This is a genomic window from Hafnia psychrotolerans (assembly GCF_014639435.1).
Classification (GTDB): Bacteria; Pseudomonadota; Gammaproteobacteria; order Enterobacterales; family Enterobacteriaceae; genus Ewingella; species Ewingella psychrotolerans.
Genome location: NZ_BMFZ01000003.1, coordinates 197191 through 209836 on the forward strand (window position 1 = coordinate 197191; position 12646 = coordinate 209836).

A 12646-nucleotide genomic window follows, 5' to 3' on the forward strand; every position below is an offset into this window, starting at 1 on the left:
TTTGACGAGCCAAGAAGCCGACCAATATGAACGATAAACAGAGCTTACCCAATGGTGAAATGGTGTTGCGCACGCTGGCAATGCCCGCAGATACCAATGCAAATGGCGATATTTTTGGCGGCTGGCTGATGTCGCAGATGGACATGGGTGGAGCCATTCAGGCAAAGGAGATCGCTAAAGGTCGCGTTGTCACGGTGCGTGTCGATGGCATGACCTTCCTGAAACCCGTCGCCGTGGGTGATGTGGTGTGCTGCTACGCGCGATGCATTCGTACCGGGAACAGCTCCATCACCATTAATGTGGAAGTCTGGGTTAAGAAAGTTTCGTCTGAGCCCATCGGACAGCGTTACAGAGCCACTGAAGCGGTATTTACCTATGTTGCGGTCGATGATGAAGGTAAATCACGGACTCTGCCAGATGGCCGAAGTAATTTCAGTGTGGAATCTGGCGGCATGTCCGAAGACTGATTTTAGTTTTTTGTTCTATTAAAGATAGAAAGTAAAAAGGTCGCCTTTTCTGGCGACCTTTTTACTATGGATTGACGACATTATTCTACCGAGCTGCCGCCGTTGATTTTGAACACCAGGTTAACCACCAGATTGTTCGCTGCCTTCGGTTCATAGCGCCACTTCCGCATCGCCTGTTTGACTTCCCGCTCAAACATATTGCGCGGTTCTGCAGACAGAATCCGCACGTTATCCACGCGCCCTTCGCTGTCCACATCAAACTGTACCCGTACACGCCCTTCTAAACGCAGCGCAAAGGCTCTGGCCGGATATTGAGGCTTGGAGCGTTCTAACGGCCTTGGTCCTGTGTTAGCGCCCGACGTCGCTGGCACAGAAGGCTTAGCCGCAGGTTTGACGTCAGGCTTGTTGTTAAACATCGAAGCATCGTCAGTAATTTTTGATTTTTCCGATTTTTCGACCGTTTTTTCTACCGGTTTAGCTTTCGGCTTCGTTTTTTCAACCGGCTTCTTCACCGGCTTAGGGGTCGGTTTAGGCTTCGGCTTCGGCTTCGGCTTCGGTTTTGGCTCTGGTAGCGGTACCGCTTCTGGTGGCGGTGGCGGCTCTGGCTTCACTTCCGGCTCAGGTTCTGGCTCTGGCTCCGGTGCAACCTGAGGTTTTGATGGTGGTGGCGCGAAATCAGCCGGATTGACCATCGTCACACTCATCACCTGCTGTTCCTGCTTTGGCAAGGTCATCGTGTCCGTCATAGTGACATACAGTAAAGCGCCAATTACCGCGACATGCAGGCCGACGGCGATAACAAACGGCAACGTAATGCGAATAAATCTAAACTTTTTTAGCGGCATAATGATTCATTTTCCCCGTGAAGCCGCAAGTTTAAATGCAAATAGCAATCATATTCAACTCCGAGATGACAACTATTCTCAAATAAGGGCGTTATTGATTCAGTGTAAAACGCTTTATTCCCGCCTGAGGTTTCGCTATGGTGATCGCCACAGCCCAAGACATGGCTGTACTTCCGTGATTTCTTAAAAACCTGATAATTTAAAAGGTGACCCATGCTTTACGTCATTTATTCAGAAGATGTGGCTGACTCGCTGGAAAAACGCCGTGCAGCTCGCCCGGCGCACATTGAACGTTTGCAAAAATTGCATGAACAGGGTCGAGTGCTGATTGGTGGCCCGACGCCTGCGATTGACAGTAATGACCCAGGCAATGCCGGCATGAGCGGGTCAGTACTGATTATGGAATTTGAAACATTGGAAGCGGCGAAAGCATGGGCCGATGCCGACCCCTATGTTGAAGCCGGTGTGTATAAAAAGGTGACTGTAAAGCCATTCAAACGCGTTTTTTAACGCATATCACGCACAAGAAACAGTACAGAATGTTATCTCAAAAATAGCAGACCGCGACTCTGCGTCCGTTTTTATGGGGCTCATACAGAATGCTGTTAAAGCAATCACAGTCGCCCCATAGCTTCTATGGTAGAATGCGTTCCCCTACCCCAGAGGTACGCTCTTATGTCATTCTTCGACGGATTGAAGTTTCTTTCCAGCCAGAAAACCAAAGTGACCTGCCCCGAATGCAAAGCGGTTACTGAACAGATAAGCGCTAAGGTCCGCAAGAATTCAACACTGGTTTGCCCGAAATGCGGTGCTTTATTCCAGCCCAAAGATCGTTGATCAAGAACACCACTCATAGGCTACCGCATAAAGCGAAAGTCGCTGATGCTGCTGATGGTGGATCTGCCGGATTCGGTAGATATGACGATAACGTCTGGATTGACCTTCCAGCCAGCGGCTTCTTCGGCGCTGAGACTGGCGTAACATACGCCAGCGACCGACTTCATTTCTGCTGTGTTTCATGCAAATTATTCCCGTTGTTCACTTTCTCTGCGCTCACGTCTGCACAGAATGCGGGGACATTATAGGCCGTTGACTTTGTTATCCCAGCCTTGTTTCACCCTAAAATGCCAGTTTTCAGCTACCCTTGATGACAGTTCGATGAGGGTTTTTACTTCCAGCACTATTTACAGAGGTAGCTGATTGATTGAAGGGCGTAAATTCGTTAAAACAGTACCCCCTTTTATTGACACTGCGTACACTCCATCCCATGGCTTGCGAACAGGATTTTCGCCATTATGACAACTTTTTATGCGGTAATTAGCTGGCTTTTGATTTTTGGCTACTGGTTACTGATTGCTGGCGTAACGTTACGCATTTTAATGAAGAGACGCGCGGTGCCTTCGGCTATGGCATGGTTGCTGATTATCTATATCATTCCGCTGGTCGGTATTATTGCCTATCTTTCCTTTGGTGAACTGCATCTGGGCAAACGCCGGGCGGAGCGCGCTAAAGCGATGTGGCCTTCTACTGCGCGTTGGCTGAATGATCTAAAAGGCTGCCACCGAATTTTCGCGACAGAAAACAGTGAAATCGCCAGCTCCCTTTTCCAGCTATGTGAGCGCCGTCAGGGTATCGCAGGCGTTAAGGGCAATCAGCTTCAACTGCTGACCACCAGCGATGACACGCTGCATGCCATTATGCGTGATATTGAACTGGCGCGGCATAATATCGAGATGGTGTTTTATATCTGGCAACCCGGTGGCCTGGTCGATCAAGTGGCAGAGTCGCTGATGGCAGCATCGCGCCGCGGCATTCACTGCCGTCTCATGCTTGATTCGGCAGGTAGTGTTGCTTTCTTCCGCAGCCCTTACCCGGCGATGATGCGTAATGCCGGGATTGAAGTCGTCGAAGCGCTGAAAGTCAATCTGTTCCGTGTCTTCCTGCGCCGCATGGATTTACGTCAGCACCGTAAAATTATCTTAATTGATAACTATGTTGCCTATACAGGCAGTATGAATATGGTTGATCCGCGTTTCTTTAAACAGGACGCGGGGGTCGGCCAGTGGATTGACCTGATGGCGCGCATGGAAGGCCCGGTGGCAACCACCATGGGGATTGTCTACTCATGTGACTGGGAGATTGAAACCGGTAAACGTATTTTGCCGCCTGAGCCTGATCTCAATCAGATGCCTTTCGAAAAGGAAAGCGGTCACACCATTCAGGTGATCGCCTCAGGTCCGGGCTTCCCGGAGGATATGATCCATCAGGCACTACTCACCGCCGCCTATTCAGCCCGAGAACAGCTGGTGATGACTACACCCTACTTCGTGCCGAGCGATGACCTGCTGCACGCCATTTGTACCGCAGCGCAGCGTGGTGTTGACGTCAGTATTGTGATGCCGATGAAAAATGACTCTATGATGGTCGGCTGGGCAAGCCGTGCCTTCTTCAATGAGTTGCTGGAAGCCGGCGTTAAAATCTACCAGTTCGAAGATGGGCTGCTGCACACTAAAAGCATTTTGGTTGACGGACAATTGAGCCTGGTCGGGACGGTCAACCTTGATATGCGCAGTTTATGGCTGAACTTCGAGATCACGCTGGTGATTGATGATGATGGCTTTGGTAACGATTTAGCGCAGGTACAAGATGATTACATCGCACGTTCGCATCTGCTGGATGTCGAAGCCTGGCTAAAACGTCCCTTCTGGCATCGGATCATTGAGCGGTTGTTCTACTTTTTCAGTCCACTGCTGTGAAACTGGCAGCAGGAATGTTTAAATATGTACCTGAAACACACTATTTTTATTTAAGAGAATTTTTATGGATCTGAATAATCGCCTGACCGATGATGAAACCCTTGAACAAGCCTACGATATTTTCCTGGAACTGGCGGGCGACAATCTGGATCCTGCGGATATATTGATTTTTAATCTGCAGTTTGAAGAACGCGGTGGCGCAGAACTTTATGACCCAGCCGAAGATTGGGTAGAGCACGTGGATTACGACCTAAACCCAGATTTCTTTGCCGAAGTGGTAATTGGTCTGGCTGATGCCGAAGACCAGCCTATCAACGATATTTTTGCCCGCGTGCTTTTGTGCCGTGAAAAAGCCCACAAGCTGTGTCATATCCTTTGGAAAGAATAAGTTAATCGTCATTCCTCGAATGACCTCTATGTCGGTTGCCTTGACACAACTCGATGGATGTAAGGTATCCCTTTAATTTCCATAAAAAAACCTGCCAATGGCAGGTTTTTTTATACTTCCAATTCGCTCTATACTATTAAAGTGGATCCACTTTCAGGCAAGAAACCGCATGGCGGAAACTGCCCTCGAGCAGCGGACGGGTGATCGCACATTCCGGCCCCGCAATCGGACACCGAGTACGGAATACACAGCCTGACGGAGGATTAATTGGCGAAGGCAGATCGCCCTCCAGCAATTGAATCACCTTATTACGCTCTTTATCTGGATCCGGTACAGGTACCGCTGACATGAGGGCGCGGGTATAAGGGTGTTGCGGATTATGGTAAACCTCGTCATAGGTACCCAGCTCTACTGCATGGCCGAGATACATCACCAGCACGCGATCGGAAATATGTTTCACTACCGCCAGGTCATGGGCGATAAAAATCAGCGACAGCCCCATCTCCCGCTGCAATTGTTGCAGCAGATTAACCACCTGAGCCTGAATCGACACATCTAGTGCGGAAACCGGTTCATCACAAATGATCAGTTTGGGTTCAAGGATTAAGGCACGCGCAATACCGATACGCTGACACTGACCGCCGGAAAATTCGTGCGGATAGCGGTTGATCAAGTTAGGCAACAGGCCAACCTTGAGCATCATCGCCTTCACTTTCTCCTTCACCTGCAACTTCGGCATTTTCGGATTATAGGTTTTTAGCGGTTCAGCAATGATCTCGCCAATGGTCATTCGCGGGTTAAGCGAGGCCAGAGGATCCTGGAAAATCATCTGAATGTCACTGCGTGTATGGCGCCATTCCGCATCAGACATATTTAGCAGGTCTTTGCCTAGCCAGGCCACTTTACCTTCCGTCGCTTTCACCAGGCCGATAATCGCACGCGCGAAAGTCGACTTACCACAGCCTGATTCCCCGACCACACCGAGGGTCTCACCTTCGTATAAACGCAGGGTAACACCATCTACCGCTTTTAGGGTTTTGGACGGCTGCCAGAACCATTGCTTACCATCTTTGATATCAAAGTGAACCTTCAAGTCTGCCACTTCAAGGAGTACTTTTTTATCTGGCGGCGCTTCATTATTCACCGAAGGGCTGTGCAAAACTGTGTGATCTGTCATACCAACTCCTCGACCGGCTTAAAGCAGGCACGTAAACGACCCTCACCAAAGCGCTCAAGCGGTGGCGCGGTGTGACAGATTTCCATCGCATATTGACAGCGAGGCTGGAAAGGACAGCCTTTAGGTAAACGCAGTAAGTTTGGCGGGTTACCCGCAATCGTCGTCATCATTCCACCTTCGGCATCAAGGCGGGGAACAGCATTGAGCAGACCGATAGAGTACGGATGGCATGGATCATAAAATACATCACGTGCCTGACCATATTCCATCGTACGTCCGGCATACATCACCAGCACTTTGTCACAAATCCCGGCAACGACACCGAGATCGTGCGTGATCATGATGATAGCCGTGTTGAACTCTGCTTTGAGCTCATTGAGTAGCGTCATGATCTGCGCCTGAACGGTGACGTCCAACGCCGTGGTGGGCTCATCGGCAATCAGCAATTTAGGACGGCATAGTAATGCCATCGCGACCATCACACGCTGCCGCATGCCGCCGGAGAATTCGTGCGGGTACATCTTCATGCGTTTACGTGCTTCCGGCATTTTCACCGCATCCAGCATACGTACTGACTCTTCAAAAGCCTCTCTTTTGCTCATGTGCTTATGCAGCATCAGCACTTCCAACAACTGCTCGCCCACGCGCATATACGGGTTAAGCGACGTCATGGGATCCTGAAAAATCATCGAAATCTGTTCAGCGCGCAGCTTGTTGAGCTGTTTTGGTGGCAGGTTGAGGATTTCATGACCGTTGAATTTTGCAGAACCACTGATGCGGCCATTGCTGGCCAGCAGACCCATAAGCGCAAATGCTGTTTGCGATTTACCTGAGCCGGACTCACCGACGATACCCAATGTTTCACCCGCCCGGAGGTCGAAGTGGAGATCATTAACCGCGGTGACATCACCATCCGGCGTCTCAAAAGTAACTCGCAGATCTTTAACATCAAGCAGAATTGGCGACACCTGGCCGTCAACAGCCGCAGCCGCGGCAAAAGTGGAATGTTTAATGGTGCTCATGGTTGCAATCCTTAACGATCTTTCGGGTCGAGGGCATCACGCAGGCCATCGCCGATGAAGTTGAAACAAAACAGAGTCACAACCAGGAAGCCTGCAGGAAACATCAGTAACCACGGTGAAACTTCCATCGAGTTGGCACCGTCACTTAATAACGCGCCCCAACTGCTTAACGGTTCTTGCGTACCCAACCCGAGGAAGCTAAGGAAGGATTCGAACAGGATCATGCTTGGAACCAGCAGAGAGGCATACACGACCACCACGCCGAGCACGTTTGGCACAATATGACGCAACACAATATTTCGGGTAGAAACACCACTGACTAAAGCCGCTTCAATGAACTCTTTTCGTTTCAGGCTAAGAGTCTGGCCGCGAACGATACGCGCCATATCCAACCAAGACACCATGCCTATCGCCACAAAAATCAGCAAAATGTTTTGCCCAAAGAAAGTGACCAGCAGGATAACGAAGAACATGAACGGGAAAGAGTTGAGGATTTCAAGCAGACGCATCATCGCGGAGTCGATTTTGCCGCCGAGATAACCTGAGAGGGAACCATATAAGGTACCCAGGATCACCGCCACTAAGGCCGCGGACACACCGACCATCAGAGAAATACGACCGCCGATAGCCACGCGAACCAGCAAATCGCGGCCAGATGAGTCGGTACCGAAATAGTGATGAGAGGCGAAATCTGGCGCGGCTGACATCATATTCCAATCAGTATCAGCATAGGAAAATTGCGACAACACGGGCGCAAAGGCCACAAATAGTGCGATGAGCGACAGCACAATCAGGCTGGTAACCGCAGCACGGTTGCCCATAAAACGGCGACGTGCATCCTGCCATAAACTGCGACCTTCAACTTCCAGCTTTTCACTGAAATTTTCCAGAGCGTCACTTTTTTTCTTACTTAGCATCATTGACAAGCTCCAGCATTAATAACGGATTTTCGGATCGATAACGGCGTAAAGCACATCAACGATCGCGTTGAAAAAAATGGTCAACGCACCCACCAGGATGGTCAGGCTAAGTACCAGAGAATAGTCACGGTTAAGTGCCCCGTTAACAAATAACTGGCCGATACCTGGCAATCCGAAGATGCTCTCAATAACCATTGAACCGGTAATAATGCCGACAAATGCAGGCCCCATATAAGATAGAACCGGTAGCAGCGCGGGTTTAAGCGCATGGCGCAGAATAATGCGATGCAACGGCAAACCTTTGGCGCGTGCAGTGCGAATAAAGTTGGAGTGAAGAATTTCAATCATTGAACCACGGGTGATACGTGCGATACTCGCAATATACGCCAGCGACAAGGCTACCATGGGTAGGATCACATATTTCAGCCCACCACCGTTCCAGCCGCCACCCGGTAACCATTTAAGGGTGATTGAAAATATCAATACCAGCAGAGGTGCCACCACGAAACTCGGGATGACAACGCCGATCATGGCTACCCCCATTACCGAGTAATCCCACTTGGTGTTCTGATTAAGTGCGGCAATCACGCCGGCACTCACACCAAAAACAATCGCCATGATGAATGCAGCCAGCCCGAGTTTCGCAGAAACCGGGAATGAAGCCGCAACCAAATCATTAACGGTGTAGTCCTTATATTTGAATGACGGGCCGAAATCCCCTTTGACCATCTGCTCCAAATAATGGAAATACTGTTTATAGATGGGGTCATTGAGGTGATATTTGGCCTCAATGTTAGCCATAACTTCTGGCGGAAGATTACGCTCACCAGTAAATGGGCTTCCTGGTGCGAGACGCATCATAAAAAACGAGATAGTGATCAGAATGAATAGCGTCGGAATCGCTTCCAGACAGCGGCGTAAAATAAACTTTAACATTGCCCGTACCTGTTTCTAAGCCTGCACTACAGCTTGATAGTTTTGGCTTGATCGTCACGGCGAATCATCAGTGCCGTGGCGGTGGCTCTTTGCTCTGGCACTGAAAAGGTCAGCACCAAGAGCATTGATATGATCAAATAACGAGCAGGACGGCTCGGGGACGCCCTGCTCTACGCTGATTAATGCTTGATAATATAAAGATCTTTAACGTAGACGTTGTCCTGTGGATCTTTACCTGTGTAGCCGCCGACGTACGGTTTTACCAGACGAGCATTCACGTAGTAATAAACAGGAACGATGGCGGAGTCTTTATCCAGCTGGGTTTCAGCTTTTTGATAAAGCGCTGCACGTTCATCATCAGTCTTCGCATTCAGCGTATCAGCAATGTCTTTGTCAAATGCAGCGCTCTTATAGTGAGCAGTGTTGTTGCTGCTGTTGGAGAGCATCGTGTTGAGGAATGAGGAAGGTTCGTTATAGTCAGAACACCAGCCTGCACGTGCAACGTCGAAGTTGCCCTGATGACGGCTATCCAGGAAAGTTTTCCACTCCTGGTTTTCCAGTTTGACGTTCACGCCCAGGTTTTTCTTCCAAATAGCGGCAGCGGCAATAGCCAGTTTCTTATGCAAATCAGACGTGTTGTAAAGCAGGTTGAAAGTTAATGGCTTAGCATCAGTATAACCGGCTTCTGCCAACAATTTTTTCCCTTCGGCGTTACGTTGAGCCTGGGTTTCTTTGAACCAGGCTGGCGGGGTCAATTTGGCACCGTCAGTATAAGGTGGGGTGTAACCGTAGGCAGGCAGATCGCCCTGCGCTTTTACTTTATCAACAATAATATCGCGATCCAGACCCAATTTTAGTGCGGTACGAACACGCGCATCGGTGAATGGGGCTTTCTGATTGTTGATTTCATAATAATAAGTACAAAGATAGGGATCAACGTGGACTTCAGTTGGGATTTCTTTCTTCAGTTTATGGAACAGTTCAATCGGCATATTGTTATACGTCATGTCGATTTCGCCGCTGCGGTAGCGGTTAACATCAGTAACTTCTGAAGAGATTGGCAGGTAGGTCACCTGATTGATCACTGTTTTAGCATTATCCCAATACTCCGGATTGCGCTCAAGAACAATACGTTCGTTGACAGTCCAGGCTTTCAGTTTGTATGCGCCGTTGCTGACGTAGTTCTCTGGCTGCGTCCACTTGTCGCCGAACTTCTCAACGGTTTTTTTATTGACCGGTTTCATCGCAGTGTGGGACAACATTTTTACGAAGTATGGGACGGGTTCAGTCAGGGTAACTTGCAAAGTATGGTCATCAAGCGCTTTCACACCCAGCGTGTCAGGGCTTTTTTTACCGCTGATAATGTCATCGATATTTTCGATATGACCATATTGTAGATAACTTTCGTACGGGGATGCTGTTTTAGGATCCGCCAAGCGCTGCCAGCTGTATACGAAATCTTCGGCGGTAACAGGGTCGCCATTTGACCATTTAGCGTCTTTTCGCAAGTGGAAAGTCCAGACTTTAAAGTCTTTATTTTCCCAGGTTTCAGCAACGCCTGGGATGACGTGGCCATCCGCATTCGATGTGTTGACCAGACCTTCAAGCAGGTCACGGATCACGTTAGATTCCGGGACACCTTCTACTTTATGTGGGTCCAGTGACTGGACTTCAGAACCGTTGTTGCGCACCAGCTCTTGTTTGTCAGCCAGTTTTACACCTGCAGGAACGTCAGCGGCAAATGCGCTGCTTGCAGCCACACCCATTGCGGCCATGATGCAGGCTGCGAGGATAGTTTTTTTTGTGATGTTGGTCATTGTCATTCAACTCCAGTTTTTATTATGAACTTGCGCACTGTGGAGCAAGATAAACCCTTGCTAGGTTTTCGGTTGATCATGGATAGAAACGAGTTACCCATAGAGAAACCGATGTTTTAGCCATGCGAGGAAGCCGGCTAACCCCTTCATTTGCTAATTGAAGAAATTTAAGACTGTTAATCGTCTTTCAATTTCAAAGATCATTTAAGGAAGATCTTCTCCTTTTGCTTGCCGTGTCCAAAAACGCTACGTGAGGATGTAATATTTCTGACAACACAGCAGGCTAAGACTTTATTTATGTCAAATTTTCAGGCTTATATATCATCTGGCTAAGCAACGTTTTTAAACAGTCTGAGAAAATAGAGACTCTAAAAATATCCTGCTGAATGGCGCGCCGCCGCAACGTTATGCATTAAAGGTGCCAAATAGATTGACTGAATGATGCTAAAGCACAAAGAAGTCTGGTTTGCTTTACATGCACAGTTTCAACCCCGGTACGCTCTAAAAAATGACATGCCTGAGCAGTTATTCTCTTAGTCACATCCAATCTGACTTCGGTATTAATGCTAACCACTTTCCATTTGTGGAGACGCCCAGAAAATTATCAGAAGCAGCTTAACTGCGCCAATAAATTTTACGGAAATGTTACGCATTTCTCCTTTATCTGTTACCAAACGACACAAACAGCTTTCACTCATGCCCAAGAAATTGACGATAAGTTAATATTTATTAATGAGTTAAGATAAAAAAAATGGTTTACACTTTCAGTTCTGCCGTCCCCAAAAATCATTAACACAATAAGTCAACATTCAGTGTCTTTTAAGAATAAACACCTATTTATAGCGAGATAAACACTAATAACATCTCGATACATCCTGCACAAGCCCTACAGAATGATGTGATTGAATTAACGTCGAAACGGGCAATAAAAGGGGCATTAAAGGGAATATTTGTAGCAGTAAACTAATAAAAATAGCGGCTTGAGATGTAAATAGGTTCAGGAAGTGGGTTTGTGCTACATTTGAGTGCATGTGGTCACTAATAACACATTAGTTGCACTATATTAATGCGTACAGTTATTAGTGGTATTAATAATTAACACCACTAATTTTGAGAAAATGCGGGCTGGTAATTAATTGCAGAGAATGAGTATCGTCGTCAAAGCAAACCAGGGAAGATTGCTTTAACCCCCGTCACGATGAACTCGATGCCGAGCGACATCAACAGAAGACCCATGATACGCGTAATGACGTTAATCCCGGTTTGACCCAGCAGCCTTACGAGCAAAGGTGCAGCACGGAATAGCAGCCAACAACAAAAAGCAAAAAAGGCAATCGCGACTGTCAGGCCCAGCAAATTTTGCCACCCATTAAAACGCGAACTCCAGACAATAGTTGAACTGATCGCACCCGGCCCTGCCATTAAAGGAAGAGCCAATGGAACCACACCAACATTTTCGCGTATGGCTGTTTCTGACTTCTCTTGCTTGTTCTGTTTGTCTTCACCGAGTTTGCCGCTGATCATCGACATTGCGATACTCACAACCAGAATACCGCCAGCAATTCGAAATGAGTCAATAGAGATCCCAAAAATATGCAGTATCGCGTCACCGAGAAATAGTGCAGTCCACAATATAATGGCCACCGAAAGATTGGCCGTCATATTGGTTTTATTTCTGCCTGCCGCCGCCTGATAGCTGGTCATGCTGATGAATACCGGTAAAATCCCCACCGGGTTAACCAAGGCAAAAAGACCCACAAAAAATTTTATATAACCTGAAAGATCTAACAAAGATTGGCTCACGCAGAACTCCGCACAATACGCCAGTAGAGGATGCTCAAGATTTGGCGCTAATCTACTGGAATTACAGTTTAGACGCCATGTTGTTTAGTAGTATTTAGCACCAGATAGTGTAAAAAAAACAGTTTTAATCACTATTGTTAAAAAATATCGACTTAGACCGTACTTAACCCGTTACATTTGTTAATCTACACACTACATGATGATAGTAATTCTCAATACGATAAGCTGAAAGGTGTCAGCAAAGGGGTTGTGTGATCCAGATCAAAATTGACCTAGCCACTAATAGGTATGCTTTGCGCATAGTCACTGGGTTACGCATACAGGACGAAACCATACTCCAAGCGTTTTTATCTACAGGATGTTCTTTCCCAATTAAAGCTGTTTGAGCAAATAAAAGTCAGAGATAACACATTGCTAACAACACTATCACTTTGTTTTCACAGTGTTCGCTAGCACAGCTATACTCTTCTCTGACGAATTATTTACTAAAAGAGTTTAACTTTATCAGGAGAGCA

At 47.7% G+C, this 12646-nt stretch carries 13 protein-coding genes; 5 read left to right on the top strand and 8 right to left on the bottom strand.

The annotated features are described in order from the left end of the window. Positions 1-26 precede the first annotated feature (26 nt). Positions 27-467: an acyl-CoA thioester hydrolase YciA gene (gene yciA, locus IEV89_RS06740; protein ID WP_188471776.1), complete on the top strand. Its 441-nt coding sequence runs from the start codon at positions 27-29 to the stop codon at positions 465-467. A gap of 80 nt (positions 468-547) precedes the next feature. Here yciA and IEV89_RS06745 read toward each other — a convergent pair whose 3' ends face one another. Then, positions 548-1312, bottom strand: coding sequence for an energy transducer TonB (locus IEV89_RS06745; RefSeq protein WP_188471778.1), 765 nt, complete (start codon positions 1310-1312; stop codon positions 548-550). Between the two features lie 213 nt (positions 1313-1525). On the opposite strand from IEV89_RS06745, the gene IEV89_RS06750 reads away from it, so the two are divergent. Further along, positions 1526-1822, top strand: a complete 297-nt coding sequence (locus tag IEV89_RS06750; RefSeq protein ID WP_188471779.1) for a YciI family protein — start codon at positions 1526-1528, stop codon at positions 1820-1822. Between the two features lie 165 nt (positions 1823-1987). Next, positions 1988-2149 carry a YnfU family zinc-binding protein gene (locus IEV89_RS21670; protein WP_229746401.1) on the top strand — a complete coding sequence of 54 codons (162 nt, stop codon included), beginning with the start codon at positions 1988-1990 and terminating at the stop codon, positions 2147-2149. On the opposite strand, the gene IEV89_RS06755 is transcribed toward IEV89_RS21670, so the two are convergent. After that, positions 2150-2332, bottom strand: a complete 183-nt coding sequence (locus IEV89_RS06755; RefSeq protein ID WP_188471781.1) for a YciY family protein — start codon at positions 2330-2332, stop codon at positions 2150-2152. Positions 2333-2607: 275 nt separating this feature from the next. On the opposite strand from IEV89_RS06755, the gene cls reads away from it, so the two are divergent. Then, positions 2608-4068, top strand: coding sequence for a cardiolipin synthase (gene cls, locus IEV89_RS06760; protein WP_188471783.1), 1461 nt, complete (start codon positions 2608-2610; stop codon positions 4066-4068). Positions 4069-4126: 58 nt separating this feature from the next. After that, positions 4127-4456 carry an HI1450 family dsDNA-mimic protein gene (locus IEV89_RS06765; protein WP_229746417.1) on the top strand — a complete coding sequence of 110 codons (330 nt, stop codon included), beginning with the start codon at positions 4127-4129 and terminating at the stop codon, positions 4454-4456. 136 nt (positions 4457-4592) lie between these two features. Here IEV89_RS06765 and oppF read toward each other — a convergent pair whose 3' ends face one another. From oppF to IEV89_RS06795, 6 genes are all read right to left on the bottom strand, one after another. Next, positions 4593-5633 carry a murein tripeptide/oligopeptide ABC transporter ATP binding protein OppF gene (gene oppF / locus IEV89_RS06770; RefSeq protein ID WP_188471787.1) on the bottom strand — a complete coding sequence of 347 codons (1041 nt, stop codon included), beginning with the start codon at positions 5631-5633 and terminating at the stop codon, positions 4593-4595. Continuing rightward, entirely contained in the window at positions 5630-6655 is a 1026-nt protein-coding gene (locus IEV89_RS06775) for an ABC transporter ATP-binding protein (protein WP_229746402.1), read from the bottom strand. The genes oppF and IEV89_RS06775 overlap by 4 nt, the downstream gene beginning before the upstream one ends. Before the next feature lie 11 nt (positions 6656-6666). Next, complete coding sequence (oppC, locus tag IEV89_RS06780; protein WP_188471789.1) at positions 6667-7575, bottom strand: oligopeptide ABC transporter permease OppC; 909 nt, start codon at positions 7573-7575, stop codon at positions 6667-6669. Between the two features lie 15 nt (positions 7576-7590). Next, complete coding sequence (gene oppB / locus IEV89_RS06785) at positions 7591-8511, bottom strand: oligopeptide ABC transporter permease OppB (RefSeq protein ID WP_188471792.1); 921 nt, start codon at positions 8509-8511, stop codon at positions 7591-7593. A gap of 179 nt (positions 8512-8690) precedes the next feature. Beyond that, entirely contained in the window at positions 8691-10328 is a 1638-nt protein-coding gene (oppA, locus tag IEV89_RS06790; protein ID WP_188471794.1) for an oligopeptide ABC transporter substrate-binding protein OppA, read from the bottom strand. 1158 nt (positions 10329-11486) lie between these two features. After that, positions 11487-12131, bottom strand: coding sequence for a YchE family NAAT transporter (locus IEV89_RS06795; protein ID WP_188471795.1), 645 nt, complete (start codon positions 12129-12131; stop codon positions 11487-11489). Positions 12132-12646 lie beyond the last annotated feature (515 nt).

Coding starts and splice junctions, on each gene's coding strand:
- yciA (WP_188471776.1), top strand. CDS start 27: ATGAACGATAAACAGAGCTTACCCAATGGTGAAATGGTGTTGCGCACG.
- IEV89_RS06745 (WP_188471778.1), bottom strand. CDS start 1,312: ATGCCGCTAAAAAAGTTTAGATTTATTCGCATTACGTTGCCGTTTGTT.
- IEV89_RS06750 (WP_188471779.1), top strand. CDS start 1,526: ATGCTTTACGTCATTTATTCAGAAGATGTGGCTGACTCGCTGGAAAAA.
- IEV89_RS21670 (WP_229746401.1), top strand. CDS start 1,988: ATGTCATTCTTCGACGGATTGAAGTTTCTTTCCAGCCAGAAAACCAAA.
- IEV89_RS06755 (WP_188471781.1), bottom strand. CDS start 2,332: ATGAAACACAGCAGAAATGAAGTCGGTCGCTGGCGTATGTTACGCCAG.
- cls (WP_188471783.1), top strand. CDS start 2,608: ATGACAACTTTTTATGCGGTAATTAGCTGGCTTTTGATTTTTGGCTAC.
- oppF (WP_188471787.1), bottom strand. CDS start 5,633: ATGACAGATCACACAGTTTTGCACAGCCCTTCGGTGAATAATGAAGCG.
- IEV89_RS06775 (WP_229746402.1), bottom strand. CDS start 6,655: ATGAGCACCATTAAACATTCCACTTTTGCCGCGGCTGCGGCTGTTGAC.
- oppC (WP_188471789.1), bottom strand. CDS start 7,575: ATGATGCTAAGTAAGAAAAAAAGTGACGCTCTGGAAAATTTCAGTGAA.
- oppB (WP_188471792.1), bottom strand. CDS start 8,511: ATGTTAAAGTTTATTTTACGCCGCTGTCTGGAAGCGATTCCGACGCTA.
- oppA (WP_188471794.1), bottom strand. CDS start 10,328: ATGACCAACATCACAAAAAAAACTATCCTCGCAGCCTGCATCATGGCC.